The sequence below is a fragment of the Bradyrhizobium sp. SZCCHNRI20481 genome (assembly GCF_032485055.1).
Classification (GTDB): Bacteria; Pseudomonadota; Alphaproteobacteria; order Rhizobiales; family Xanthobacteraceae; genus Bradyrhizobium.
In genome coordinates this window covers 18,591-45,578 of sequence record NZ_JAUEUE010000026.1, presented here as the reverse complement: position 1 = coordinate 45,578, position 26,988 = coordinate 18,591, and the positions used below count along the sequence as shown (strand labels likewise).

The window sequence follows — 26,988 nt, the reverse complement described above, 5'->3', positions numbered from 1 at the left end:
AGAGATATCAGGCGGCGATGTTGAGGTTGCCGCCGACGCCGGGGCCGGCATTGGCGAGCGACAATGTCTGCTGCGCGCCGCCGAGCAGCGTCATGACCGCATCCTTCTGGGCGTTCAGGTTCTGCTTCATCACGGACGTCGCGACCTGCTGCTGAATCGCACCCGTCTGCTGCGCCATGACCGCAGCCACCAAGCTCATATCCATACGCGCTTACCTCTCTGGGGCACACGCTAGCCGAGGAGGCTTAACGAAGCGTATCGAGGGAGCCGCGGTGGCGGGAAATCTAGCGCGTCGGCACCGGCTTGGGGCCGCGATAGTCGTAGAAACCGCGCTGCGTCTTGCGGCCGAGCCAGCCGGCCTCGACGTATTTCACCAGCAGCGGACACGGCCGGTATTTGGAGTCCGCCAGCCCCTCGTGCAGCACCTGCATGATGGACAGACAGGTATCGAGACCGATGAAATCGGCAAGCTCCAGCGGGCCCATCGGGTGATGCGCGCCGAGCTTCATCGCCGCATCGATCGCCTCGACGTTCCCGACGCCCTCATACAGCGTGTAGATCGCCTCGTTGATCATCGGCAGCAGGACGCGGTTGACGATGAACGCCGGGAAATCCTCGGAGACGGCGACCTGCTTGCCGAGCCGCCCGACGAACTCCTTGGCCGCCTCGAAGGTGGCGTCGTCGGTGGCGATGCCGCGGATCAGCTCCACCAGCTCCATCAGCGGAACCGGGTTCATGAAATGGATGCCGATGAAGCGCTCGGGGCGGTCGGTGCAGGCGGCGAGCCGGGTGATCGAGATCGACGAGGTGTTGGAGGCGATGATTGCCTCCGGCTTCAGCACCGCGCACAGATCGTGGAAGATCTTGCGCTTGACGTCCTCCTTCTCGATCGCCGTCTCGATGACGAGATCGCAATCGGCCAGGCCGTCGAGGGTTTCGGTGATCGAGATATGGCCGAGCGCCTGATTGCGGGCCTCCTCGGAGATGACCTTCTTGGCGACCTGACGGGTCAGGTTGCCGTTGATGGTGGCCATGCCCGACTTCAACCGGTCGGCAGTGACGTCGTTGAGCACCACGTCGAGCCCGGCCAGCGCGGCGACATGCGCGATGCCGTTGCCCATCTGTCCTGCGCCGATCACACCGAGCTTGTTGATCTGAGCCATGTTGTCATCCACCCGGACGGCACGCCTGCTGCGCCCGTCCATGCCCTTGGAAGTGAGAACACCGGCCGCCGCGGTCCCATGCGGCCGGTGCCAGCAGCGTTATTTGCCGAGCTTGCCGAGCGCCTCGGTCAGCTCGGGGACCGCCTGGTAGAGATCGGCCACTAGGCCGTAATCAGCCACCTGGAAGATCGGCGCGTCCTCGTCCTTGTTGATCGCGACGATCACCTTGGAGTCCTTCATGCCGGCCAGATGCTGAATGGCGCCTGAAATGCCGACCGCGACATAGAGCTCCGGCGCCACGACCTTGCCGGTCTGGCCGACCTGCCAGTCGTTCGGCGCGTAGCCTGCGTCGACCGCGGCACGCGAGGCGCCGACGCCGGCGCCGAGCTTGTCAGCCAGCGGCTCGATGTATTTGGCGAAGTTCTCGCGGCTCTGCATCGCGCGACCGCCGGAGACGATGATCTTGGCCGAGGTCAGCTCGGGACGGTCGCTCTTGGCGACCTCCTCGCCGACGAAGGTCGACAGCGCCGGATCGCCGGCCGCCGCGACGGTCTCGACCGACGCGCTGCCACCCTCGCCTGCCGCGGCGAAGGTCGAGGTGCGCACGGTGATGACCTTCTTGGCGTCCTTCGACTTCACGGTCTGGATGGCGTTGCCGGCATAGATCGGCCGCTCGAACGTATCGGGCGCGACGACCTTGATGATCTCCGACACCTGCATCACGTCGAGCAGCGCCGCGATACGCGGCATCACGTTCTTGAAGCGCGAGGTCGCGGGCGCAACGATCGCGTCGTAGTTCGCGGCGAGCTTGACGACGAGGTCGGCGAGCGGCTCGGCGAGATCGTGCGTGTACGCCGCGTCGTCGGCCAGCAGCACCTTCTTGACGCCGGCGAGCTTGGCGGCGGCATCCGCCGCGCCCTTGGCGCCCTGGCCCGCGACCAGCACGTCGACATCGGCGCCGAGGGCAGTGGCCGCCGTCAGCGCCTTGTTGGTCGCGTCCTTGATCCCGGCATTGTCGTGTTCGGCAATCAGCAGCGTGGCCATCAGAGCACCCCCGCCTCGGTCTTGAGTTTGTTGACGAGCTCGGCGACGTCCTTGACCTTGACGCCGGCCTTGCGGCCCGCCGGCTCGGTGGTCTTGAGCACCTCGAGCCGCGGCGTGAGATCGACGCCGGTGTCGGCGGCGGTCTTCTCGGCGATCGGCTTCTTCTTCGCCTTCATGATGTTCGGCAGCGACGCATAGCGCGGCTCGTTGAGGCGCAGGTCGGTGGTGACGATCGCCGGCCCCTTCAGCTTCACGGTCTGCAGGCCGCCATCGACCTCGCGGGTGACCTTGAAGTCGGAGCCGTCGACCTCGAGCTTGGAGGCGAAGGTCGCCTGCGCCCAGCCGAGCAGCGCCGCCAGCATCTGGCCGGTCTGGTTCGAGTCGTCGTCGATCGCCTGCTTGCCGAGGATGATCAGGCCCGGCTGCTCCTCCTGGGCGACGGCCTTGAGGATCTTGGCGACCGCCAGCGGTTCCACGTTGCCCTCGGCCTTGACCAGGATGCCGCGGTCCGCGCCCATCGCGAGCGCCGTGCGGATCGTCTCCGAGGCCTGCGCGGGGCCGATCGAGACCACCACCACCTCGGTCGCCTTGCCGGCTTCCTTCAGCCGCAGCGCTTCCTCGACGGCGATCTCGTCGAACGGATTCATCGACATCTTGACGTTGGCGAGCTCAACGCCCGATCCGTCGCTCTTGACGCGGACCTTGACGTTGTAATCGACCACCCGCTTGACCGGCACCAGAACCTTCATCGATCCTCTTTCGCTCTAAATTGTCCGGGGTTGACCTTTCGGGCGCGGAACCTAAAGCCCCCATCCCCCCCGGTCAACGCGCGACGGGCGAAAAAACGCAGGCCCGCACGCCGCCGGGTTAACGGTTTTGCCCGGGCACCCACAACACGTCGCCGGCGCCGTTCCGGTTCGCGGCCCGGCTCGCCACGAACAGGAAATCCGACAACCGGTTCATATAACGAATGGCGGCCTCGCTGACCGGCTCGTCGGGCTTGCCGGCGAGCTCCGTCATGATCCGTTCCGCCCTGCGGCAAATGGTACGCGCCACATGCAGATGCGCCGCCGCCGCGGTTCCCCCGGGCAGCACGAACGACGTCAGCGGCGAGAGCCGTTCGTTCAGCGTATCGATGTCACGCTCCAGGCGGTCGACCTGGCTGGCGACGACGCGCAGCCGCTCCGCCTTGCCCTCGCGCTGCGGCACGGCCAGATCGGCGCCGAGGTCGAACAGATCGTTCTGGATCAGGCCGAGCATCGCATCGATCTCGGGCGCATCGGCCAGATGCAGCCGGACCACGCCGATCGCAGCGTTGGTCTCGTCGACGGTTCCATAGGCGGAGACGCGCAGATCGTACTTGGGACGGCGCTCGCCATTGCCGAGCGCGGTCGTGCCGTCGTCACCGGTCCGCGTGTAGATGCGATTCAGGACCACCATGCTGCTTCTCAACGTCCGTTTCTCGACGCCTCGGCGTCTCGGTCTCAGCGCCCCATCGCCCAGATCGCCGCCATGGCAATGACGACCGCGACGAACTGCAGGATCACCCGCCAGCGCATCAGCTTCTGCGACAGGTTCGGCGAGCCGCCGCGCGTCATGTTGACGAGGCCGAGAAACAGCACAAGGGCGACCGCGCCGACGGCGATGGGAAGGATGAATTTACCGAGAAGTGAAGCCATCGGGGCTAGATAACACCGCAGACGCAAGAGCGCCATGGCGGATCCGCGCGGCCGGCGCTGCAACTTCTGGCTTTTGGACCCGTAATATCGGATTGTACAAACCAAGTTTCTTTTGCGGAGTGCAGGGACAGGTGAAGGCGCTTCGCTACATCTTCCACGTCGTCATGGACGCGTTCTACACCTTCCTCGCCGACGACGGCTGGGCGATCGCCAGCCATATCGCGCTGTCGACGCTGATGGCGCTGTTTCCGTTCCTGATCGTCCTGACCTCGCTCGCCGGCTTTCTCGGCTCCAAGGACCTGGCCGACCAGGCCGCCACCCTGATGCTCGAGACCTGGCCGGCGCAGGTGGCGGATGCGCTGACCGGCGAGATCCACGACGTGCTGACCACGACCCGGACCGATGCGCTGACCATCGGCGCCGTGCTCGCGGTCTACTTCGCCTCGAACGGCGTCGAGGCGCTGCGGGTCGCGCTCAACCGCGCCTATGGCGTGATCGAGCAGCGCCGCTGGTACTGGCTGCGGCTGGAATCGATCGGCTACACCCTGGTCGCCGCGTTCACGGCGCTGGCGATGTCGTTCCTGATCGTGCTCGGCCCGCTGATGCTGGCCACAGCCCGGCGCTATTTGCCGCTGGCGGTCGAAGCCAACGAGCGCTTCGTCAACCTGTCGCGCTACGGCATCACCATCAGCGCGCTGATCGTCGCGCTGTTCATCCTGCACGCCTGGCTGCCGGCGGGCCGGCGCAGCTTCATGCAGATCGTGCCCGGCATCGTCTTCACCTTCGTCGCCTCGCTGGTGTCGGGCATCGTGTTCGGCCAGTATCTGGCGCGCTTCGCCAACAACTACGTCACGATGTATGCGGGGCTCGCATCGGTGATCATCGCGCTGGTGTTCCTGTATTTCATCGCCGCGATTTTCGTGTATGGCGGCGAGTTGAACGCCTCGATCATCAAGTCGCGGCTGCCGCGCGGCGTATCGCTCCAAGAAGCGCAGTCGCTAGAGCCCGCGGCGAAACGGGCTTGAGCAGGAACGCGTCCGCGCCGGCAGCGCGCGAGGCCGCCTCGTCCTCGCCGCGTCCGGACACGCCGATGATCGGGATAGTCCCTTGGGGCGCGTCCAGCTTGCGAATGCGAGCAATCGCCTCGACGCCGTTGATGCCGGGCAGCACCATGTCCATCAGCACCGCATCGTAATTGCCGGCCGCGATCCGCTCCGGCGCCGCCTCGCCACGGCCGATGAACTCGGCCTGGTGGCCGAGCTCGTTGAGGATGGTGTTGAGCACCACGCGGCCGAACGGATTGTCCTCGACCCCGAGGATGCGCAACGGCCTGGTCGGCGCCAGGGTCACGCCATTCTCCGATCCGCCCGCCGCGGTGTGCGGCGCGGCCGCAACGGTCAGCGTCACGGTCAGCGTGAAGGTCGTGCCGCCGCCTTCATGCGGCGCCACGGCGACGTCGCCCCCCATCGCGCGCGCCAGCTGCCGGACCGAGGACAGGCCGAGGCCGGCGCCGCCGAAGCGCGAGGCGATCGAGACATTGGCTTGGCTGAACGGGCGGAACAGCCGCTTGATCTCCTTCAGGGTCAGGCCGATGCCCGAATCCGAGACGTGGAAGGCGATCGCGGCGCGGCCCCTGTTCGCGCCTCGGCCTGCGCTCGTGCTCGGCTTGCCGCGACCGCCGCGACGTGCGGGAACGACCTCCAGCGCGACGCCGCCCTGCTCGGTGAACTTCACCGCATTGTCGATCAGGTTCTCCAGCGCAGCGCGCAGCCGCACGGGATCGCCGAACACGAGTCCCGGCAAGTCGTCGGAGACGTGGACCTTGACATCCAGCCCCTTGGCGGCGGCGCGGCCCGACAGCGAGTCTCCGGCGGCCCGCGCCAGCACGCGCAGATCGAACAGATCCTCACGCAGCAGCGCGCCGGCGGTCTCGTCCTTGGCGGCATCGACGAACAGGGTGGCGAGGCTCGACAGATGCTCCGCGCCGGCCTTGATCGTATCGACCCAGCGCCGCTCGCGCTCGCCGAGCTCGGAGGTGGCAAGCAGGTCGCTGATGGCGAGAATGCCTGTCAGCGGCGTCCGCACCTCATGGGCGAACACCGCCAGCGCGGCTTCGACGACCCCTGGTGATCCGGCGCCAGCCCTGGGCACTGACTTCGCGGCTTCGGGCTTCCTCACTCCGGACTTGGCCGCGCTTCGCCGGCTCCCCGCCATCGCCGTGACCTGAGGAACGTGCTTCTTGAGCGGTCGCGCCTTGGCGCGCTCCTTAGCCGGCGCCGCCTTCGCGGCCTTGGTCTTCGGCGTTTGTGTCTTCGGCGCTTGTGCTGCGGGCGACGGCATCCTGACGGATGTCGTCCTGGAGGACGCCTTTTCAGCGGGCGCTCTGGACGCGCCGGCGGGCCTGGGCGCAGCCGGCTTGGCCGGTCGGGCCCGACGCCCCGTACTCATCTTCCGAACGCGCTTCATCATGGCCCCTGTGACATGAACTCCGAAAAACGAAGGGGCACTTGTACTGTCATGTCTCGTCGTGCCGCTTTCGATTGAAGCTCCCGATTACCCGCGCCATTGAGCAGCATGGCACGGTCGTTTCCGGGTGTCACGATGCCCCGGAGGTTGTCCCCGCCGGAAACATTCGGAGATATCAGGGCTGCGGACAGGACACGGCTAGACCATGCCGATCCTGTGTCGGATTTCCGTCGGCGAGACGCCTTCCGCGCGCAAGGCGCGCAATCCCGTCGCCTGGGTGGACTTGGACAGCTTGTGGCCCTGCGCGTCGCGAATCAGTTGGTGATGCCGATAGGCCGGGGCCGGCAGGCCGAGCAGGACCTGCAGCAGCCGGTGGACGCTCGTGGCATGAAACAGGTCCTGTCCACGCACCACCTCCGTCACCCCCTGCAGGGCGTCGTCGATCACGACGGAGAGGTGATAGCTGGTCGGCGTCTCCTTGCGCGCCAGAATCACATCCCCCCAGGCCTCCGGCCTTGCTTCGACCCTGCCACTCTCGCCCGAAGGCCCGGCGCCGTGCTCGTCCCAGGCCGCCCGGCCCGCGCGCGCGACCGCAGCGACCATGTCGAGCCGCAAGGCATAGGGCGCGCCGCCGGCCATCAGTGCCGCACGGCGCGCTCCGGAGAGCGAGGTCGCGGTCCCCGGATAGAGCGGCGCGCCATCCGGATCGCACGGCCACCTCCCCTCTGCATCCCGTTGCGCGACCATCCGCGCGACCTCGGCCCGGCTCTCGAAGCTCGGATAGACCAGCCCCATGCCCTGCAGCCGCTCCAGCGCAGCGCGATACTCGGCGAGGTGCTCCGATTGCCGCCGCACCGGCTGCTCCCAGGTGATGCCGAGCCAGGCGAGGTCCTCATAGATCGCCTGCTCGAACTCGGGGCGGCAGCGGGTCGGGTCGATGTCCTCGATGCGCAGCAGCAAGCGGCCGCCGCTCCGCTGCGCGCATTGGAAGTTCAACAGCGCCGAAAAAGCGTGGCCGAGATGCAGATAGCCGTTGGGGCTGGGGGCGAATCGGAAAACGGGTGGCATGTCATCTCGTCCTTGCCGGACTTGAGCTGGCGTGGTCCGACGATCATTCTTCGCCGGCTCGTTCGATCCGAGATGGATACGCGGGTCAAGCCCGCGCATGACAATGGAAAAGGTCGCACTGAGATGACCCTTCACCTCGACAGCCAGGACATCCTCGAGGATGCGATCCGCGACCTGGTGAAGCAGGACGCGCGGCTGGCGCCGATCCTCGCCGCCGCCGGCATGCCGGCGCTGCGGCGGCGCGAGCCAGGCTTTGCCGGGATCGCGCACATCGTCTGCGGCCAGCAACTGTCGACCGCCAGCGCGGCCGCGATCTGGGGCCGGCTGCAGGCGGCATTCGATCCGTTCGATGCCGACGCCATCCGCCGCGCCCGCGCCGACCGGCTGGGACGGCTCGGTCTCTCTGCGGCCAAGATCAAGACGCTGAAGCACATCGCGCGCGAGCTTGGCGCCGGGCGGCTCAATCTCGACGTGCTCGCCAATGAGGACGCCGATGCGGCCCACGCCACCTTGACGACCCTGCCCGGCATCGGACCGTGGACCGCCGACGTCTACCTGCTGTTCTGCCTCGGCCATGGCGATGCCTGGCCGGCCGGCGACCTCGCCGTGCAGGAGGCGGTCAAGGTCGGGCTCGGCCTTGCGGCGCGGCCTACGGCCAAGCAGATGATGCCGCTGGCCGAATCGTGGCGCCCGCTGCGCGGCGCGGCGGCGCACCTGTGGTGGAGCTATTACCGCGTGGTCAAGAAGCGCGAGGGCGTCATCGCATCGGCGAACTAACAACTCCGGTGAACGCCGTTTCAAACAAAGTTGGGGTTGCAAAACGGTCATCGATGTCGGCCAGGATCGCACCACGACGCACATCATCGCATGGCCGGGGTCTTCATCATGCAATCGTCCGATTTCATCGTCGCACGCAGCGATCTGCAGCAGTGCAAGACGATCGTCACCGAGCTTCCCGATGGCGACGCGCTTCCCGCCGAGGCGCTGCTGGTGAAGGTCGACCGCTTCGCCTTCACCGCCAACAACATCACCTACGCGCTGCTCGGCGAGCAGTTGAAATATTGGCAACTGTTTCCTGCGCCCGACGGCTTCGGCATCATTCCCGTGTGGGGCTTCGGCGACGTGATCGCCTCCCGCCATCCTGCCGTCGCGGAAGGCGAGCGCCTGTTCGGCTACTTCCCGATGGCGACGCATCTCGTCATCGAGGCCGCCGACGTCGGCAAGCGCGGCCTGCGCGACGCGGCCGCACACCGGCAGGGCGTCGCGCCGGTCTACAACGCCTATGCGCGGGTCGGCGACGATCCCGCCTTTGCCGGACGGCACGGCGATCATCAGGCCCTGCTGCGCCCGCTGTTCATGCTGTCGTTCCTGGTCGACGACTTCCTCGCCGAACAGGCTCATTTCGGCGCCACAACCGTCATCCTGTCCTCGGCCTCGAGCAAGACCGCGTTCGGACTCGCCTACCTCCTGCATACGCGGCGCAAGGACATCCGCGTGATCGGGCTGACCTCGTCATCGAATGCCGCCTTCGTCCGCTCGCTCGGCTGCTACGACGAGGTCGTGACCTACGACGCGGTCGACATGCTCGACGCGACGTCGCGCGCGGCCTTCGTCGACATGGCCGGCAATGCCAGTCTGCGCGCGGCGCTGCATCGACACTACGGCGACAACCTCGTCTATTCCGGCCGCATCGGCCTGACGCATCAGGACGGCAGCGATGATGTCGAGACGCTTTCCGGCGCCCGGCCCACCTGGTTCTTCGCGCCTGACCAGATCAGGAAGCGCGCCAAGGAATGGGGACCGGGCGGCATCGAGGCGCGGCTCGGCGCGGCGTGGCGGGACTTCGCTCCGCGGCTCGACGGCTGGCTCACGATCGTCGACGGACGCGGTCCCGACGCGGTGCGGCGCGTCTATCTCGACACGTTGCAGGGACGCATTCCGCCGGATCAGGGGCACATGCTCACGATGGCAGCATGAGGCGCTTTCCGCCGGGTGCCGGTCGCGTGTAGCCTTGCGGCAACTTGGATTGCGCGAATTCCCGGAGGCCACCGCATGTCCCCCATTGTCGGTTCTGGCGAGCACAGCTATCGCGTCGTCAAGGACTGGGCCGCTGCCCGAAGGCTGGGCGCTGACCGACGTCGCCTCGGTTGCCGTGGACAGCAAGGACCGTGTCTACGCCTTCAATCGCGGCGCCCATCCGATGATCGTGTTCGACCGCGACGGCAATTTCATCAGGAGCTTTGGCGAGGGCCTGTTCAGCCGCGCCCATGGCCTGTCGATCGACGGCGACGACAATCTGTACTGCACCGATGATGGCGACCACACCGTCCGCAAATTCACTCCGGAAGGGACGGTGCTGCTGACCATCAGCCTGCCGAAGCGTCCGACCCCGTTCATGAGCGGCGAGCCGTTCAACCGCTGCACCCACACCGCGCTGTCGCCCTCGGGCGAGATCTATGTCTCCGACGGTTACGGCAATGCGCGGGTCCACAAATACACCCCCGACGGCCGGCTGATCCGCAGCTGGGGCGAGCCGGGCTCCGATCCCGGCCAGTTCAACATCGTTCACAACATCGCGACCGATGCCGACGGCTTCGTCTATGTCGCCGACCGCGAGAACCACCGCGTCCAGATCTTCGACGGCAACGGCCGCTACGAGACGCAGTGGAACAATCTGCACCGGCCCTGTGCGCTGTGTGCCTGCGGCGCCGGGCGCAGGACCTTCATCATCGGTGAGCTCGGTCCGGGCATGCCGGTCAACCTCAACGTCCCCAATCTCGGCCCTCGCCTGACCATCACGGATGCTGGCGGTCAGCGGCTGGCGCGGCTGGGCGGCGAGCACGGTCCGGGGCTGGAAACCGGCCGTTTCCTGGCGCCGCACGGGCTCGCGATCGACAGCCGCGGCGACATCTATGTCGGCGAGGTCGGCGTCACCAATTGGAGCACAAGCTTCCCGGACCGGCCGATGCCCGCCGAGGTCAACATCCACCGCTGCCTGCAGAAGCTGGAGCGTGTCCAGGCCTGACGACGCCTCGCCAGCCAGTTGGGGCGGCGACCGCAGATCTGCGACTGATTTGCAGTGCAGCTGCAAATCGCTCTGCCGCCGTTTTGACGCCTTTCGGGCGCCGCCTCGAAAGACGGGAGAAGCCGTGTCAAGCCATTCTTGGGGCTTCACAATCCCGTCACGCTGCATGTAGTATGTGAGGGCATGCTGCTTCGCAGCCGTTATGGAGGCCAGGAGCGTTACTTGAACGCACATGTCTCGCAAGGCGGTTGGCCGGTGTTGGTGCTGAACGCGGACTTCCGGCCGCTGAGTTATTACCCACTGTCTCTCTGGTCGTGGCAAGACGCGATCAAGGCGGTGTTCCTCGATCGCGTCAACATTGTCGAGTACTACGACAGAGCGATCCGAAGTCCCTCCTTCGAGATCCAGCTGCCCAGCGTGGTTTCGCTGAAATCCTTCGTGAAGCCGACGACGCATCCGGCCTTCACCCGCTTCAACGTCTTCCTCCGCGACCGCTTCGCCTGCCAGTACTGCCACTCCGGCGACGACCTGACCTTCGACCACGTCATTCCCCGCAGCAAGGGTGGCCAGACCACCTGGGAAAACGTCGTCGCCGCCTGCTCGCCCTGCAATCTGAAGAAGGGCAATCTGACCCCGCAGCAGGCCAAGATGTTCCCCAAGCAGGCGCCCTACGCGCCGACCGTCCACCAGCTCCATCGCAACGGCCGGCTGTTTCCGCCGAACTACCTGCACGACAGCTGGCTCGACTATCTCTATTGGGACACCGAGCTCGATCCGTAGCGGATCGGCGCTTTGTCGTCGTCGTTGGACCTCTGTGAAATGGCGGAAGCGCTCGCACGGCCGTGCCGGCTGGGGGTGATCGATGTCCGACGTCGACGACCACCGGCTCGATCGGCCAGACGGCTCGCCGCATGGCTCGGCCGTCCAGCGGTATAATGGGCTGGATTAACCCCACCTTAGGCCCCTGTTCAGCATGCTCCTGCGTCGCCGCGTTGGGCGCCGCCATGGCTGCCCGCTTCCGTCACCGATTCAGCAGGGCCGTCCGTTCCGCGCATGCAGACCGCAATCACCGAGTGCAAAGCGGCGGCGCTCGCGAAAGCCCAGGCAGCGAGCTCGCTGCAGAACATTTCCCTGACGCTGTTCGCCAATGTGGCGATCGCAACGTCGCTGGCGCTGTTACTGTATCTCAGAGAGGGGGGCACGCTCATCTTCTGGTGGCTGGCAGCCGCCATCACCTTCGCGGCGCTCCGCGCTGGATGGGTGTCGTACCTGAAGTCTTCCGGACGGATCGAGCGCGATCCACGGCGCGTGCTGCGCAATCTCACCATCATGGCTTTCGCCAGCGGAGTGCTGTGGGCGATCGTCCCGCTCGCACTGCCGGCCTTCTCCCGCGCGCACAACGTCAACGACGTCGTCTTCATCATGGCCGGCACCACCACCGGCGCCATCATCCAGAGTCTTGCTTATTCGCCGATGGCGATCGCCTTCGGCGCGCCGCTGATGGGCTCGACCGTGTTGCGGATGCTGATCTCGGGCAGCGACGTCGACTACATCGTTGCGGTCGACGTCGCATTCCTGACCTTCATGCTGTTCCGCGCATCGCGGCTCGGCGAGCGCAACTTCATTGCGAGCCAGAATACCGCCATCGAGGCGACGGTGCTGGCGGAATCCGTCGCCGAGGCCAACCACGCCCTGGAGCGCCTGGTTCGCACTGACTCGCTCACCGGGCTCGCCAATCGCAGTCACTTCCGCACCGTGGCCGCCGCGGCCTGCCGTTCCGGACGTGGGGTCGCATTCCTCCTGATCGACGTCGACAACTTCAAGACCATCAACGATACGCGCGGCCACGACGCCGGCGACCGGGTCATCCAGGCCGTGGCCACCCTGCTGCAGTCCGCCTGCCACGCCGACGATCTGCCGGTTCGCCTGGGCGGCGACGAGTTCGTGGTCGTCATGCAGGGTGACGATGTCGCGAGCCGATCCGTCGCACTCGCCGAATGGCTGATGGCCGCCCTCACGCAGCCGCTCGCGATCGCGGGCCAGGTGCTGCCCGTCAGCTGCTCGATCGGCATCGCGGCGCATGCGGAAGGCTCGATCGATCTGGAAGAGCTCTCCGCCCGCGCCGACGTCGCGCTGTATCGCGCCAAGGACGACGGTCGCGGCTGCATGCGCGTGTTCGACGCCAAGATGCAGTCCGAGCTGACGCTGCAGCGCCGGCTCGATGCGGAGCTCCCCGCCGCGCTGGCCCGCCGCGAGCTCCACGTCGAATTCCAGCCCCAGGTCGCGATGGCCACGCAGGAGGTCATCGGGTTCGAGGCGCTGCTGCGCTGGAAGCACCCGAGCGCCGGACTGATCCCGCCGCCGGACATCGTGTCCGCGGCGATCCGATTGCGCCTGTCCGGCCAGCTCACGGAGTTCGTGGGCGAGCGCGTCTGCGCGTTCCTGCGCGCGCTCGACCGCAAGAAGGCGCACGGCATCCGGGTATCGATCAACGTCTCGCCGCGGGAATTCCCGCTTCACTCGCCAGCGCAGACCCTCAAGACCGTCTCCGAGCGCTACGGCGTCGATCCCCACCGGATCGAGATCGAGGTGACCGAAGAGGCGATGTTCGATCCCAAGCGCTGCGCCGACGAATTGAAGCTGATCGACCAATACGGCTTTGGTCTTGCGATCGACGATTTCGGCGTCGGCCATTCCTCGATTGCCAACCTGATGGCGGTCGAGATCGACACCATCAAGGTCGACCGCTCCTTCATCCACGGCATCGCCAGCAATCGACGGGATCAGCAGCTCGTCGCCGCCATCACCGCGGTGGCGCTGCCGCTCGGCCACCGCATGATCGCCGAGGGCGTCGAGAGCGAGGCGGATGCCGAGTGCCTTCGCATGCTCGGCTGCTCCTATGGACAGGGCTGGCTGTATGGCAAGCCGATGAAGGAGGACGACGCCATCGCGTGGCTCGTCCAGCATCGCAGCGGTGCTGCTGCCGCGGTCGAGCGCTTGCCGCGCAGCGCGTAGGTGCGGCGCGGACGTCGCGCTCACGGATGGACCAGCACATCGGCAAGACCATGGGCAAGGCTCGGTCCGAAGGCGCCGGCCCACGCGGCGGCGATGACGAGGACGAGTCCGGGGACGAGACGCAGGGCGAAGGACGACCCACCGCTGGTCCACGCCACCACGATCTTGCTGATCGTGTTCGTCGACAGCGCCGCGAGCACCGGAGCCACGGCATCGGCCGCGCTGATCTTGCCCGATGCGGCGAGCGCAGCCGCGGCCGCCGCCGGCGCATGGGTATCGACGAGACCGGCGACGGCGGCGCTCGCCACCAGGCCGGCTTCGCCGAACGCCTCGCGCAACGCGGCCGACAGCACCAACACCGCAGAGATCGTCAGCGCCAGCAACAGCGCGCCCGGCAGGCTGAAGGCGTGTCCGGGCGGCAGATCGGCGGAGCCGCTCTGCCGCAAGCCGACGATCGTGAAGATCGCACCGTAGATCGCCGCCGCCGCGCCGGCACATAGCAGCGGAACCAGCAGCGCCTGCAGCGCCGGCAGGCTGGTGACGGCCAGCACCGCGGCGAGCTGAGCGATGGTCGCGACGGTCGACAATGTCGCGCCCGCAGCCGCGGCACCGCCGAGCTCCGGCGCCTTGCGCGCCCGCGCGCCCATCGCGCCGATCGTGGCCGTGCTGGAGACGAAGCCCGAGGCGAAGCCGGACACGGCGAGCCCGCCGCGTGCGCCGAGCAGACGCATCGAGACATGTCCGGCGGCACCGATCGCCATCATCAGGACGACGAGCGTCCAGATGCCGCGCAGATTGAGCGCGCCGTACGGACCGATCGGCTGATCCGGGAGCAGAGGCAGCACGACCAGCGTGGCCGCGGCAAAGATCAGGCCGTCCTTGAGCTCGCTCTCGCTGAGCACCGAACGGACGAAGTCGTGCAGCACCGGCCGGGCCGCCAGCAGCACCGCCAGCACGACGGCGACGCCCGCCGCCAGAGCAGGTTGCTCGGTGGCGAGGCCGCCGAGCAGGACGGTCAGGATCAGCGCCGCCTCCGAGGTCAGTCCCGGATCGTCGCTGCGCGAACGCCAATAGGCGATCGCCGTGAGGACCATGATTCCAGCGGTGACGATGGCCAGCAGCACCTTGCCGCCGATCAGCATGCTCACCGCGCCGGCCAGCGAGGCGACGGCAAAGGTCCGCAAGCCCGCGGGCGAGCGCCCGGGCCCTTCGCCCTTGCGACGCTCGCGCTCCAAGCCGATCAGCAATCCGATGCCGAGCGCGACGACGATCGCGATGATCCCAGGATTGAGGCTCATGACATCCGGCATCGACATGGTCCTGAATCACATCGCCGGGTCGACGCCGGGGACCATCGGGAAACATGATACATCGGGCTGACAGTTCCTTCCCGGCCGGCTCAAGGCGCGACGAACGCGCTGACGATCATCAGCATACACGTGATGAGACCGAGCGCAGGGACCCATAGCGGCACCCGCACATGGGCGGCATCCGATCCAATGCGCCGGATGCGAATACGAAGCAGGCACAGGTTGACGATGGCAAAGATCGTCAGCGTCGCGAGCGAGGTGCCTTCCGCCAGCCGCTCCAGCGGGAAGGCCAGCGCGAGAACCGCGACCGCCAGCATGACGAGCCCGGTTGCGATCAGCGGCGTTCCGGTGCGCGGATCGACGCGGCCGGCGATGCGCGGCAGGTCGCCCTGCCCCGCCATGCCATAGACGACGCGGGCCGTCATCGTCATCTGGGCGAGAATGGTGTTGAGCGTGGACACGATCGCGATCGCATTGAAGGTGGCCGGACTGATGCCCGCTACGGCATTGAACACCACGCTGAGCGGCGCGGAAGAGGCCGACAGCGTGCCCGGCGGCACGGCGGTCACCGCAATCGCTGCAATCAGCACATAAAGCACCGTGGTGATCAGCAGCGTGAGCGCCATCGCCCACGGAATGCTTCGCTGCGGGCTCTTGGCCTCTTCCACGACGTTGGCGAGGTCCTCGAAGCCAACGAAGGCGAAGAACGCGAGTAGGCCGGCGAACGTGATGCCTGAGAGAACGCCGAGATCGAGCGGCGGCGGCGTCAGCAAGGCAGGGCCGAACGCGACGCCGGAGTGAACGGCCGAAACGACGATCCACACCAGTCCGCCGGTCTCGATCAAGGTCAGCAGTCCGGCGAGCATCACCGATTCGAGAATGCCCCAGGACGCGACCATGCCGAGCGCGACCACGATTGCCATCGCGATCAACGGCGTCGGCAGATCGATCAGTTGCCGGATGTAGCCGGCGCCGCCGAGCGTCACCGCGGCCGCCGCGATGATGCCGGTGGCGAGCCGCAGCGTGCCGACCGCCGTCGACAACAGCCGCGACTTGAATGCCGCGCGGGCATAGGCGGCTTCGCCGGCGCTCACGGGATAGCGGGTCGCAAGCTCGGCATAGGAGGCGGCGGTGAACGCCATCACGAACGCCGCCAGCGCAAAGGCCCAGGAGGAATGGACTCCTGCATGACCGGCGACCGCGCCGATCAGGACGTAGATGCCGGCTCCGACGGTTACGCCCGTGCCATAGAGGACCAGCAGCGGCAGTCCGAGCCGCCGCCGCAAGCCAGATGGAGGCACGATTGGATCTTGCGGCACCACGACGTCCATTCTTGATCACAACGAACAACAGAGTTGTAGGGGCTTAAGGGAGCAAGCGCGAGCGCTCTTGATCCCGGTCAATCCGGGACACGCGCCGGACGCTGCGAGCCGTGACATTCGGCCGCCTGTCAGCACAACGCGCTTCGTCGAAGCAGTCGCGCCGGGCAACACTCAGGCCGACAAGGCGTCGCGACGGGTCTTCATCAGGCGATCCTCCGATGACATGCGCCCGCGCTCTCGCGGCGCAATCCGCCCGAGCCATGCTGATCGAACGCCCTCTCCGCAAGCGAGAGGGTGCAGGGAAGACCGAGCCTCGGCTGAAGCCCGTCGCCCCCATGCGACAAGACAGAAGCTGCCGAGCAGCGCCCCCCGACGCCAATTGAGTCGGACAGGAACGATGCGCAGCTACTCTTTCTCCTCTAAGGGCGGGCTGAGTAGCGGCGCGGCGCGTTGCGGCGAGGTCGATTCGAGCAAGGGGAAGCTTCGTTGACCAACCAACCCAAACACATTGGGATCTTTTCCGAAGCGGTTTGGATCGCTGCATATCAAACCCAACACATGAGAGAACATTGGGTCCTTGGCAAAGATTACCTCACCGGACTTACCAGTTTGCACGTATAGGCCCAGCTTTCGAAGACGCTCAAATCCCGCAACGAACTGGTCGTACGAAAAATGCTCATCTTCAGATGCTATTACAAACCTAACCAACCTATCTACACCATGAACTCCATTGGCACCTATCTTAAAGATCGCCCTCAAAACAAAACGAAGCTCAAGACTCTTTCGAAGTTCGACTTCAACGTCACGAATTCGCTTGTTGCACCTGCTCAAATTTTCCTGCAACATTAACTCGGCTTGGCTAACAGCCACTGTCGGCGACACCCTAACTCTCCTTCCCGGATTGCTTTCATCAAGAACCTTCTCACATATTCGAACACCCAGCTCATTGATGTACTTTGGCATACCATCGGCTGCCTCATAGAACGCCATCTCCAAGCTATCAGCCTCACCCTTAGTTATAAGCTTACTCCTAAGCAACGACCTCGGATTGTCAAAATCCAAACGATCGAAGCCGTCATTTAGATAATTCCAAACCTCGCGATCGTTTCCGAATGAAGCGACTGGCAACTCTGCGAGCCTGCCGTCGAGCCCCTCATCAGCCTGGTATAGACGAGCAAAGGTATCACCAGTTCCAATTATGATGCACTTCGGGACTGGCCGTGTAGTCAGCCGTTTGCAAAGGTCTGCGATCGCTTGAACAAGTGGATCGGGCGCCTTCTCAAAATCGTCGATCAGCAGACAATGCCCGCTAGCGTCAATAAACCCCTCCACATCTGCGATTTTCCAGTCTCTCGCTGCTTTACGTGCTTCCGAGACTTTGGCTCCGGCGTCCTTCGCGGCAAAAGTGAGCCTATCAAGAAGCTTCAATGGATTTATCAGTTCGCCGCCCGCAAGGGGCTTCGCCGAATCTATCTCAAGCGATACAGATTTTCGACTTCGTCCGCCACCCTGGCTTCCTCGATATTTGATTACTATCTCTTCACAGAAGTCTGCCCATGACATTCTATTGTAGACTGGGATCCAAACGAACGGCTGCCCAATCGTGCTCAGCATCGTGAGAGCCACCGAGGACTTTCCGCTTCCCGTGGGACCATCGACGCACACGTTCTGAGATCTAGCCGATATCAGCTGGGACAACCGTCCTTCAATTTCTCTCCTACGATGCCAAAGAGCGCCTTGCTTCGAGCCGTCTCTGGGTTGGCTGCCGAACGTCTCTTGAATCTTCGAATAAATGGAATTTGTCATCTAAAACTCCAAGTCAAAATTGGGATTACAACCAATCTTAGGACGATTCGACGCCAGAAGTATTTTCGCTTTGGACCAAATCCGGTTCTTGACCCGGCATTGGTCTTGGCGATAGGCCTGTCGAGCCATCGCGAACTGAGAGAAATTGAGCTCCCGCAAATCTGCAATAGCGCGGTCACGGGACGATGTCGCCGCCAGCAGTCAATGATGCCCAGCCCACCGTATGATTGCTAGGCCGCTCACATTCGCACATGACATTGCGGTGCGAAACGGCTAAGCGGTCCGCCCCCCCGGACGGAAACGAGACGAGCATGGCGGCAGCGGCCCATTGTGGCATCGACTTCGGCACTTCGAACACCACGGTCGGCCTCAGCAATTCCGCCTCCGCAGAGCTCATCCCCCTGGAGGGCGAGCAGCGGACCTTGCCGAGTGCGATGTTCTTCGATTTCGAGGATCACGGCACCCAGTTCGGGCGCAGCGCGATCGAACGCTATCTGACCGGCCACGACGGCCGCTTCATGCGCGCGCTGAAGAGCATCCTCGGCACCGCGCTGATTCACGAGAAGACCTATATCCGGCAGAAGGCGGTGCCGTTTGCCGGCATCCTCGGCTTCTTCTTCGCGCATCTGAAGACGCAGATCGAGACGCGGCTCGGCAGGGAGATTAATCAGGTCGTGCTCGGCCGTCCCGTCCGCTTCGTCGACAAGGACGACGCGGCCGACGCGGAGGCGCAGAGCGCGCTGGAGGGAATCGCGCGCGACCAGGGTTTCAGGCACATCGCGTTCCAATACGAGCCGATCGCCGCCGCGCTCGACTACGAGCAGCAGGTCGCCCGCGAGGAGCTGGTGCTGATCGTCGACATCGGCGGCGGCACCTCGGACTTCTCGATCGTGCGCGTCTCGCCCGAGCGGCGCAGCAAGGCGCAGCGCGAGGACGACATCCTCGCCAATGGCGGCATCCATATCGGCGGCACCGATTTCGACCGGCTTCTCAGCCTGAAAAGCGTGATGCCGCATCTCGGCTATGGCAGCCGGACCGCCGACGGCAAGCGCGAGCTGCCGACGGCCTATTATCACGAGCTCGCCACCTGGCACCGCATCAACCAGCTCTACAAGAGGGGCGTCATCGGCGAGCTGCACCAGATCCGCTACGAGGCCGAGCGGCGCGATCTGGTCGACCGCTTCATCAAGGTGGTGGAGGAGCATCGCGGCCATACGCTTGCGATCGGCGTCGAGCAGGCCAAGATCGCGCTGACCGCGGCGAAGTCGCTGACCTCGGTGCTGTCGGAGAAGGACGACTGGGCCCGCATCCGCTTTACGCGCAAGGATTTCGACCGCGCCATCGCCGATTCCGTCGAACGCGTCGTCGGCACCGTGACGAAGCTGCTCGACGATGCCGGCGTCGGGGCCGCTTCCATCAACACCATCTTCCTCACCGGCGGCTCGAGCATGGTGCCGGCGCTGCGTCAGGCGATCCTGGCGCTGTTTCCGGCGGCGCGCATCGCGGAGACCGACCTGCTCGGCAGCGTCGGCATCGGGCTCGCGCTCGACGCGCGGCGCAAGTTCGGCTGAGCCCGCTCAGCGCGGTTCCGACGCCGAGGGCTGCGGGTCCTGCACCCGGAGTGTCCGCGGCCGTGGCGCGGCGCGCGGCGGAGCCGGCGCCGATCCGGGAGCGCGAGCCTGGCTGCGCTTGGCGCGAGCCGGCGGAAGGCTGGTCGTCGTTGTCGCCGCACCCGCCCATTCTCCGTCACGAATGATGCGCCAGGGTTCGGGATCGATCGGACGCGATTGCGGAGCAACGACCGCGGGCCGGCTGGCGCGGCGCCGCCGCGGCGGCTCGCTCGGCACCGGCGGAGCGACCGGACGGACCATGTCGGATGTCGTCTCGGCGGCCGGCGGCGCATCGGCGGGCATTTCGATTGGGACTGCCGCCGCGGCCGGCTCGGCCGCAACAGGCTCGGCCTGAACGGCGGGCGCAGCTTGAGACGGCGTCTCCGCTCGCACGATCGATCCCGTGGTCTCCTCGACCGGCCCCGACTGGAACATGTCATTCGGCAGCAGCACGCCCGCAATCGCGAGTGCGGCGGCGAGGCTTCTGCCGAGCGAGATCGGCGCAGGACGCTCGCGCGGCAGCGCGGCGCTGCTGATCATCCGGCGCCCGGCATCGACGCCGACCACCGCGACAAAGGCCGCGAAGCCGAGGCTGCCGCCCACGCTGGGCAGGATCGCCGCCGCCTGGACCAGCAACGCGGTCAGCGCCACCGCGGCGACCAGCGGCTGGACCACGCCGTGCAAACGCTGCGGCGACGACATGCCGACGAAACAACCGGCAAAATACGCGTCGGACAGGCGGGCATCGTCCGGCACGAGCTGCTGCAGGATGACGAGACCGGCACAGGCCAGTGCTGCCGAGACGAAGATGCGCGCCGGCCGCCCTGCGGCCGCGACCTGCGGCAGCCTCAGCGCGAACATCGTTGCGACCATTCCGACGCCGCACAGCGCCAGCATGAGCACCGAATGATTGAGACCCTTATCGAAGCCCTGAAGGCTGGCGACGCGCAACGGCACGCCATCGGCGCCGAGCAGCGGCGCGAGACTGAGGAACAGAAACGAGCCGATCGCCGCGAGCGCGCCGAAGCGCCCGCCATAGCCGCGCAACAGCACGACGCGCAGCCGCATTTCGAGCGCGCAGACGCTGCAGAACACGAGGCCGCAGAACAGCGACAGCAGCAGGAAGGACCTGTCGACCGGAAGCCCCGACCGCGCCACGCTTTCGCTCAACGCAACGATCGGCGTCATCCCGCTGAAGCTGCCGCCATAGACCGAGGAGGAGAAGGTCGTCGGCAGCAGATCTCTGGTTCTTGCCGTGATCAGGCCGGCGCAGAGCAGCAGGGTGGCGGTGACCGACGCGAGCGCCGGGGGCAGACCCGACGTGCTCAGGTGCAGCGTCGCCAGACAGCCGAGAAAGGCACCGGCGAACGAGGCCAGCGGCACGACATTCAGCAACCGGCGCGGCCAGCGGCGAGAGCCGGGCTCGGACGACTGGTCGAGCGCGCCATCGCGGTCCGCTGTCACGGCCCCGCCAACGTCGACGGGTCCGGCCGCCACTCCGGCGCGGGCTGCACCTCATGGCGGGCCACGATGCGCGGTCGCGCCGTCGTGTGCGGCACCACACGCGTCTGGTGGCGCTTCGGCGGCGCAGCTAGGACGCCCACGGCCTGACCGTCGCGAGCGATCCGCCGGGACGGCCCTGCGGAGGCCGGCGACGCGGACTGCTGGGACGGCTCACTCGGGCGCCGCGCGGCGAGCGGATTGGCGCCCTGCGGATCCAGGATCTGAAGCGGCAGATCCGGCGCTGTGGCAGCGGCCGAGGCCGGCTCGCCGGGCACCATGCCGTCGCGCCGATCCTCGTCACGTGAGGGCATCGTGGTCCGCGCCGGCGCAGCGGCCCCGTCCGCGTTCACGAACGGACCGTTGGGCTCCGCCACCGGCCGCTGAAACATCAGCTCGCTGGAGAGCAGCACCGCGAAGATAGCGAGTGTGGCGACGAGCCCCCGCGTCCAGGCGAGGGCGGTCTGCCACGGCGATTCCCCTGCCTCGACGAACAGCCGGACCGCAGCATCCACGAAGATGACCGAGACGAAGGCGATGTATCCGAGGCTGCCGCCGACGCTCGGCAGGATGGGACCGGTGAGGATCAGCAGAGCCGTCAGCAGCACCGCCGCGGCCATCGCCTGCAGCAGGCTGCGCAGCCGCCGCGACGACGACATGCCGACGAAGCAACCGGCAGAATAGGCGTCGAGATCGGGGGCGTCGCTGGGCAGGAGCTGCAGCACCACGAGGCCGGCAAAGGCCACGGTCGCCGCAACGAAGATGCGCACCGCGCGGCGCGACCCTGCCACGGGCGCCCAGCGCAAGGCGGCCATCGTCGCCAGCATGCCGACCGAGCACAACGCGAAGGTGAGCGCGATGCCGCCGAGCCCCTGCTCCAGGGCGCCGCGACGCGCGATCGGAAACAGCTCGCCCTCGGCGCCGAGCAGCGGCGCCAGACCGACGAACAGGAACGAAGCGACCGCCGCCAGCGCGCCCAGTCGTCCGCCATAACCGCGCGCGAGCCCGCCGCGCAGCCACATGTCGAGCGCGCAGCCCAGACAGAACATCAGTCCACAGAACAGCGAGAGCAGAACGAAGGCGGCGTCGAGCGGCAGGCCGGCGCGAATGACGCTGGCGTTCAACAGCGCCACGGGAGTCATGCCGACGAAGCTGCCGCCATAGGCCGACGAGAAGAACGTGCTCGGCACCAGATCCGCGGTCCGTGTCAGGATCAGCGAGGCGCACAGCAGCAAAGCCGCCGCCGCCGAGGCAATCAGCGGCGACAGCCCGGCTGCACTCAGATGCAGGGTCATCAGGCAGCCGAGGAACGCGGCGATGAACGACGCCAGCGGCGGGCAGCCGAGCTGGAACAGCTGCGAGCCGTAGAACGGCACGGCCCGGCCGAGCTGCCGATCGCGCCATGTGCGCGGATCGAAGCTCTGCTCCGCCCGCAGACGACGTAACTGACGATCCGCCGCTTTGCGCTTCATGTCCACGACACCCCGAATCGCGCCAGCCCAAGATCTGCGTGATGATCTCGCGGCAAGCGAATGGTTGACGTTCGGGCGCAACCCTGAGCCCGAGCCGGCGCAGTTTCCTGCGACGGTTGTACGCGCGCTGCATTCGCGCAGGTTGCGTGTGCTCGATTCATGCACTGCAATGCAACGTTGTGGAAGTATCGGGCTCCAGTCCGGGCGTGAAAGTTCCTGGCAACCTTAATGGCGGAGCGCGATGCGAATTATCAATGACATGCGAGTTAGACGGCGTAGCAACCCCGGCTTGCAAACGAGCTTGGTAAACGACAGCATGGCGTCATGCTCACGCCCACGTTGCATACCGCCCGTCTGATCCTGCGGCCGCTGGCCCTCGCCGATGCGCCGGCGATCCAGCGTCAGTTCGACAACTGGAACGTGATCCGCAACCTCGCGGCCGTCGTGCCGTGGCCCTATCCTCCCGACGGCGCCGAGACCTTCGTCAGGCTGCAGCTCGACAGGATCGCAGCCGGCGAGGAGCTCTATCAATGGGTGCTGGTGCTGCGCGACAGTGACGGCGAGGCCATCGGCAACATTCACTTCCGGCCGCGCATGAAGTCGGTGAAGGGCCATCGCGGCTTCTGGCTCGCCGAGCCCTATTGGAATCGGGGACTGATGAGCGAGGCGATCGCCGCCGTGAACGACTTCGCCTTCGGTCCGCTCGGCCTCGATCAGTTCACCGTCTGCAACGTCGCGACCAATGTCGCGTCACGGCGAGTCAAGCAGAAGACGGGCGCCGAGTTCGTCGGCTTCATCGAGGTCGCGCACCACAATGGCGAGACCCGCTCCGAGCAATGGATCGTGCGGCGGGAGACGTGGCTGCAACGTCAAGGGAAGCAACGCGCTCCCGCCTGAGATCGTCGGCGCTACGCGCTCGCCGTCACGTCGAGCACCGCCTGCGCAAACGCTTGCGGCGCCTCCTGCGGCAAGTTGTGGCCGATGCCGCCGGTGATCAGCCGGTGCTCGTAGCGGCCGGTGAACTTCCTGGCATAGGCTTCGGGCGCTGGATGCGGCGCGCCGTTGGCATCGCCCTCCATCGTGATGGTGGGCACGGTGATGTCAGGAAAGGTCGCGAGCTTCGCCTCCAGCGCATCATATTTCGCCTCGCCCTGCGCGAGGCCGAGCCGCCAGCGATAGTTGTGCACGACGATGTCGACGTGATCGGGATTGTCGAAGGCGGCGGCGCTGCGCGCGAAGGTGGCGTCGTCGAACGCCCATTTCGGCGAGGCCGTCTGCCAGATCAGCCTGGCGAAGTCGCGCCGGTTCTTGTCGTAGCCCTCGCGGCCGCGCTCGGTCGCGAAGTAGAACTGGTACCACCATTGCAGCTCGGCGGCCGGCGGCAACGGCATGCGGCCGGCCTGCTGGCTGCCGATCAGATAGCCGCTGACCGAGACCATCGCCCTGCACCGCTCCGGCCACAGCGCCGCGATGATGTTGGCGGTGCGCGCGCCCCAGTCATAGCCGGCGAGGGTCGCGGTCCTGATCGCGAGCGCGTCCATCAGCGCGACGATGTCGGCGGCGACGGCGACCGGCTGGCCGCTGCGCAACGCGGTCGGCGACAGCAGCCGCGTCGTGCCGTAGCCGCGCAGATGCGGAATGATGACGCGATGGCCGGACGCGGCCAGCGCCGGCGCGACGTCGGCGAAGCTGTGGATGTCGTACGGCCAGCCGTGCAGCAGGATGACGACGGGACCGTCGGCCGGACCTGTCTCGGCATAGCCGATGCTGATCTCGCCGGCCGTGACCTGCTTGATCGGTCCGAGCGACGTCCCCGCCCCCGGCCGGATCGCCGGCAGCTTCGTCGCCGCCTTGAAGCTTTGCGCCTGCCCAGCGCTGGAGCCGAGTTGAAAGGTCGCAACGGCGGTTCCGGCAAGGGTGAGGAAACGGCGGCGGTCGGGGTAAAGAACGGTCGGCATGGCGGAGGCTCCTGGTTCCGATGTGCGGCCCTTGTGCGCCATGCATCCGCGCGGCGCTTGGAGGAGGCATTGATTTTTCCTTGAGGCCGGCTTGATTTTGCGGATCGCGTGACGCGAGGGTGAAACCGGCTGCCGCGGCGGCCAGGGCGGTGCATGTGGTGTATTGCTTCGACGATTTCGTGCTCGATCCCGGCCGCCGCGAGCTGCGCCGCGGCGACGACCTGGTTGCGATGGAACCGCAGGTGTTCGACCTGCTCGCGTTCCTGATCAGGACGCGCGACCGCGTCGTCAGCCGCGACGACATCCTCGCCGAGGTGTGGGGCGGCCGCATCGTCTCCGAGGCGACGCTGGCGAGCCGCATCAGCGCCGCGCGGAGCGCGATCGGCGACAGCGGCGAGGCGCAGCGCCTGATCCGCACCATTCCGCGCAAGGGCGTCCGCTTCGTCGGGGAAGTCCATGAACAGGCGGACGCAGTGCAGACGCCGGCCGTATCGGCCGCACCCGCCTTCGACGGCCCCGCTATCGCCGTGCTGCCCTTCACCAACATGAGCGGCGATCACGAGCAGGACTATTTCGCCGATGGGATGGCCGAGGACATCATCACCGCGCTGTCCCGCTGCAGCGGCCTCGCCGTGATCGCCCGCAACTCCTCCTTCATCTACAAGGGCAAGGCCGTCGATATCCGTGCGGTCGGACGCGAGCTCGGCGTCGGTTACGTTCTCGAAGGCAGCGTGCGCCGCGCAGGGTCCCGCCTGCGCATCAACGGACAGCTGATCGATGCGGCGTCCGGCGCACATCTGTGGGCGGAGCGCTTCGACGGCCAGCTGGACGATGTGTTCGCGCTGCAGGACCGCATCACCGAAAGCATCGTGGCGGCGATCGAGCCGACGCTCGAGCTGGCGGAAGGCGAGCGGCGGCGCGCCACGCCGCCGCTGCATCCGGACGCCTACGATCTGCTGCTGCGCGCCGCCAGCCTGCGCGACGCCTTCACGCCCGACAGCCTCGCGGCGGCGGTCGCCTGTCTCGACCAGGCGCTGGCGATCGATCCCGCCTGCGCGCCCGCGATGGCGGCTTGGGCCTATTGTCAGGCGCTGCGCCATTTCCAGGGCTGGAGCGCGCCGGACGAGACCTATCGTACGGCCGCCGTCGCGCGGGCGTGGCAGGCGTGCGAGCGTGCGCCCAGCGACGCGCAGGTGCTGTGGATGGCGGCCTTCGCGATCTGGAACATGGCCGAGGACATCGCCCCGGCACGGGAGCTGTTCAGGCGCTCGCTTGCCATCAACCCCAACTCGGCCATGGCGCTGACCTTGAGCGGGTGGATCGAGATCATGGCCGGACAGCCGGCGACGGGCCACGCGATGATCGAACGGGCTCGGCGGCTGAACCCGCGCGATCCACGGGGCTGGTTCGCAGCCGGAGCGCTGGCGATCTGCGCGGTGGCGGAGGACGATCTCGCAGGCGCCATTCGATGGGCCGAGATCGCGCTGGCGCAGAACCGCCGTTTCGCCGTGGCGCTCCGCGTCCTGATCGTGGCCCTGGTCGGGACCGGTGAGATGTCGCGCGCCGGCGAGGTCGCGCGTCAGCTTCTGAGCCTCGAACCGGATCTCACCGTGTCCGGGTTCCTCAAACGGATCCCGTTTCCGGCCGGAATGCTCGCCACAACCTATGCGGAGGCGCTGCGCGCAGCCGGGGTGCCGCCGTGATCCCGTTCGCGTGCAGCGGACCCTGCTGCAACTGAAATTTTCGACATGAACGGCAAAGTTGCGAAACTTGGCTGGACCTCGTTCACACTACCTTAGGTTCCATTCCGTAATTTTGCGGAGATCGTCCCGGCGGCCATTTGCCGGACGGCGGAGGGGAATTGATGAGGAAATTGCTTCTCAAATTTTACGAGGATGAATCGGGCGCAACCGCGATCGAGTACGGCCTGATTGCGGCCGGCATCGCGCTCGCGATCATCACCATACTCAACAAGCTCGGACTGACCCTGGAAGGCATCTTCACGACCCTGACCACGAAGCTGAACGGCGGCTGATCGATCGATTGTCTGCAATGGCGTTCTCAGGATCGGAGCAATCCGGTCGCCATGGTCGGACTGGCCGGGCCTCGCGCCCGGCCTTTGTCTTTTGATATAGTTCCATTCTTCGATGGAGCGCGCAGCATAAGTGCGTCGTGCTGCGTCCAGCCTGCTCGCAGGCATTCGTGCAGCGCCGGCAGGACTCGGCGCCGATCCGGCAATGGGCATGGATCCCGGCGTGCTGCTCGCATTCCTCGGCACAGAGCCGGCATCAACGTATCCGGACGCGCTGACGCCTAACTCTGTTCCCGCCTGCATCATCGATTGGGCGATCAAGTTCAATCGCGCGGCGCGACCTCAATCATCTCACGATCCGCGTGACGGAATTATCACCTCGCCGTGCGTCACGGCTTCCGGCATCTCATTCGCCCGCGCCTACGAGCGCCATTTTGCAGAACTGCCATCCGAAACCTTGCGGCGTGCGCGTATGGACGCACCCGTTGGGTTGAGGCACAACAGCTCTCGTCACTGAC

Annotated in this window: 24 protein-coding genes and 1 pseudogene; 11 read left to right on the top strand and 14 right to left on the bottom strand. The window is 66.4% G+C overall.

Annotation, left to right across the window (positions count from 1 at the left end):
* Positions 1 to 7 precede the first annotated feature (7 nt).
* From QX132_RS31820 to QX132_RS31795, 6 genes are all read right to left on the bottom strand, one after another.
* Entirely contained in the window at positions 8 to 205 is a 198-nt protein-coding gene (locus QX132_RS31820) for a putative motility protein (RefSeq protein WP_315736206.1), read from the bottom strand.
* A gap of 79 nt (positions 206 to 284) precedes the next feature.
* Positions 285 to 1,163, bottom strand: a complete 879-nt coding sequence (locus QX132_RS31815; RefSeq protein ID WP_315736205.1) for a 3-hydroxybutyryl-CoA dehydrogenase — start codon at positions 1,161 to 1,163, stop codon at positions 285 to 287.
* Positions 1,164 to 1,262: 99 nt separating this feature from the next.
* Positions 1,263 to 2,207 (bottom strand): electron transfer flavoprotein subunit alpha/FixB family protein, encoded by a 945-nt coding sequence (locus QX132_RS31810; protein ID WP_316163734.1) that lies wholly within the window; start codon positions 2,205 to 2,207, stop codon positions 1,263 to 1,265.
* Entirely contained in the window at positions 2,207 to 2,956 is a 750-nt protein-coding gene (locus QX132_RS31805) for an electron transfer flavoprotein subunit beta/FixA family protein (protein WP_315777790.1), read from the bottom strand. The genes QX132_RS31810 and QX132_RS31805 overlap by 1 nt, the downstream gene beginning before the upstream one ends.
* Positions 2,957 to 3,074: 118 nt before the next feature.
* Positions 3,075 to 3,647, bottom strand: coding sequence for a cob(I)yrinic acid a,c-diamide adenosyltransferase (locus QX132_RS31800; RefSeq protein ID WP_315736202.1), 573 nt, complete (start codon positions 3,645 to 3,647; stop codon positions 3,075 to 3,077).
* A 44-nt stretch (positions 3,648 to 3,691) separates the two neighbouring features.
* The gene (locus QX132_RS31795) at positions 3,692 to 3,886 is read right to left on the bottom strand and encodes a twin transmembrane helix small protein (protein WP_015664263.1); all 195 of its coding nucleotides are present in this window, start codon (positions 3,884 to 3,886) and stop codon (positions 3,692 to 3,694) included.
* A gap of 131 nt (positions 3,887 to 4,017) precedes the next feature.
* Here QX132_RS31795 and QX132_RS31790 point away from each other — a divergent pair, with 131 nt between their 5' ends.
* Positions 4,018 to 4,911: a YihY/virulence factor BrkB family protein gene (locus tag QX132_RS31790; RefSeq protein WP_315736201.1), complete on the top strand. Its 894-nt coding sequence runs from the start codon at positions 4,018 to 4,020 to the stop codon at positions 4,909 to 4,911.
* Here the strand turns inward: QX132_RS31790 and QX132_RS31785 are convergent.
* Together QX132_RS31785 and gluQRS are read right to left on the bottom strand one after the other, a co-directional pair.
* The gene (locus QX132_RS31785) at positions 4,838 to 5,992 is read right to left on the bottom strand and encodes an ATP-binding protein (RefSeq protein WP_410052926.1); all 1,155 of its coding nucleotides are present in this window, start codon (positions 5,990 to 5,992) and stop codon (positions 4,838 to 4,840) included. The two genes, QX132_RS31790 and QX132_RS31785, sit on opposite strands and share 74 nt — an antisense overlap.
* A 558-nt stretch (positions 5,993 to 6,550) precedes the next feature.
* Positions 6,551 to 7,420, bottom strand: coding sequence for a tRNA glutamyl-Q(34) synthetase GluQRS (gene gluQRS / locus QX132_RS31780; protein ID WP_316163732.1), 870 nt, complete (start codon positions 7,418 to 7,420; stop codon positions 6,551 to 6,553).
* A gap of 123 nt (positions 7,421 to 7,543) precedes the next feature.
* Between gluQRS and QX132_RS31775 the strand changes: the two genes are divergently transcribed.
* The 5 genes and pseudogenes from QX132_RS31775 to QX132_RS31755 all read left to right on the top strand — a co-directional run bounded on the left by QX132_RS31775 (position 7,544) and on the right by QX132_RS31755 (position 13,460).
* Positions 7,544 to 8,197 carry a DNA-3-methyladenine glycosylase 2 family protein gene (locus QX132_RS31775; RefSeq protein ID WP_315736198.1) on the top strand — a complete coding sequence of 218 codons (654 nt, stop codon included), beginning with the start codon at positions 7,544 to 7,546 and terminating at the stop codon, positions 8,195 to 8,197.
* A gap of 108 nt (positions 8,198 to 8,305) precedes the next feature.
* Positions 8,306 to 9,397 carry a DUF2855 family protein gene (locus QX132_RS31770; protein WP_316163731.1) on the top strand — a complete coding sequence of 364 codons (1,092 nt, stop codon included), beginning with the start codon at positions 8,306 to 8,308 and terminating at the stop codon, positions 9,395 to 9,397.
* A gap of 75 nt (positions 9,398 to 9,472) precedes the next feature.
* Positions 9,473 to 10,445, top strand: a pseudogene (locus QX132_RS31765) (peptidyl-alpha-hydroxyglycine alpha-amidating lyase family protein).
* A gap of 222 nt (positions 10,446 to 10,667) precedes the next feature.
* Complete coding sequence (locus QX132_RS31760; RefSeq protein WP_009025578.1) at positions 10,668 to 11,225, top strand: HNH endonuclease; 558 nt, start codon at positions 10,668 to 10,670, stop codon at positions 11,223 to 11,225.
* A gap of 273 nt (positions 11,226 to 11,498) precedes the next feature.
* Positions 11,499 to 13,460: a putative bifunctional diguanylate cyclase/phosphodiesterase gene (locus tag QX132_RS31755; protein ID WP_316163730.1), complete on the top strand. Its 1,962-nt coding sequence runs from the start codon at positions 11,499 to 11,501 to the stop codon at positions 13,458 to 13,460.
* A gap of 20 nt (positions 13,461 to 13,480) precedes the next feature.
* Here QX132_RS31755 and QX132_RS31750 read toward each other — a convergent pair whose 3' ends face one another.
* From QX132_RS31750 to QX132_RS31740, 3 genes are all read right to left on the bottom strand, one after another.
* On the bottom strand, positions 13,481 to 14,776 hold the full coding sequence (locus tag QX132_RS31750) for an MgtC/SapB family protein (RefSeq protein WP_316163729.1): 1,296 nt from the start codon (positions 14,774 to 14,776) through the stop codon (positions 13,481 to 13,483).
* 83 nt (positions 14,777 to 14,859) lie between these two features.
* Complete coding sequence (locus QX132_RS31745) at positions 14,860 to 16,071, bottom strand: APC family permease (RefSeq protein ID WP_316163728.1); 1,212 nt, start codon at positions 16,069 to 16,071, stop codon at positions 14,860 to 14,862.
* 426 nt (positions 16,072 to 16,497) lie between these two features.
* The gene (locus QX132_RS31740; protein WP_316163727.1) at positions 16,498 to 17,898 is read right to left on the bottom strand and encodes a hypothetical protein; all 1,401 of its coding nucleotides are present in this window, start codon (positions 17,896 to 17,898) and stop codon (positions 16,498 to 16,500) included.
* A 311-nt stretch (positions 17,899 to 18,209) separates the two neighbouring features.
* Here QX132_RS31740 and QX132_RS31735 point away from each other — a divergent pair, with 311 nt between their 5' ends.
* On the top strand, positions 18,210 to 19,469 hold the full coding sequence (locus QX132_RS31735) for an Hsp70 family protein (protein WP_316163726.1): 1,260 nt from the start codon (positions 18,210 to 18,212) through the stop codon (positions 19,467 to 19,469).
* Between the two features lie 6 nt (positions 19,470 to 19,475).
* On the opposite strand, the gene QX132_RS31730 is transcribed toward QX132_RS31735, so the two are convergent.
* Positions 19,476 to 20,972, bottom strand: a complete 1,497-nt coding sequence (locus QX132_RS31730; RefSeq protein ID WP_316163725.1) for a hypothetical protein — start codon at positions 20,970 to 20,972, stop codon at positions 19,476 to 19,478.
* Positions 20,969 to 22,480 (bottom strand): hypothetical protein, encoded by a 1,512-nt coding sequence (locus QX132_RS31725; RefSeq protein WP_315783017.1) that lies wholly within the window; start codon positions 22,478 to 22,480, stop codon positions 20,969 to 20,971. Before QX132_RS31725 ends, QX132_RS31730 begins: the two co-directional genes overlap by 4 nt.
* A gap of 324 nt (positions 22,481 to 22,804) precedes the next feature.
* Between QX132_RS31725 and QX132_RS31720 the strand changes: the two genes are divergently transcribed.
* A complete protein-coding gene (locus QX132_RS31720) occupies positions 22,805 to 23,377 on the top strand; it encodes a GNAT family N-acetyltransferase (RefSeq protein ID WP_315736185.1) in 573 nt (190 codons plus the stop codon).
* Positions 23,378 to 23,388: 11 nt separating this feature from the next.
* On the opposite strand, the gene QX132_RS31715 is transcribed toward QX132_RS31720, so the two are convergent.
* Complete coding sequence (locus QX132_RS31715; RefSeq protein WP_315783013.1) at positions 23,389 to 24,438, bottom strand: alpha/beta hydrolase; 1,050 nt, start codon at positions 24,436 to 24,438, stop codon at positions 23,389 to 23,391.
* A gap of 155 nt (positions 24,439 to 24,593) precedes the next feature.
* On the opposite strand from QX132_RS31715, the gene QX132_RS31710 reads away from it, so the two are divergent.
* From QX132_RS31710 to QX132_RS31700, 3 genes are all read left to right on the top strand, one after another.
* A complete protein-coding gene (locus QX132_RS31710) occupies positions 24,594 to 26,141 on the top strand; it encodes a winged helix-turn-helix domain-containing protein (protein ID WP_316163757.1) in 1,548 nt (515 codons plus the stop codon).
* A 161-nt stretch (positions 26,142 to 26,302) separates the two neighbouring features.
* Complete coding sequence (locus tag QX132_RS31705; RefSeq protein WP_315736183.1) at positions 26,303 to 26,473, top strand: Flp family type IVb pilin; 171 nt, start codon at positions 26,303 to 26,305, stop codon at positions 26,471 to 26,473.
* Between the two features lie 130 nt (positions 26,474 to 26,603).
* The gene (locus QX132_RS31700) at positions 26,604 to 26,987 is read left to right on the top strand and encodes a hypothetical protein (RefSeq protein WP_315812412.1); all 384 of its coding nucleotides are present in this window, start codon (positions 26,604 to 26,606) and stop codon (positions 26,985 to 26,987) included.
* Position 26,988 lies beyond the last annotated feature (1 nt).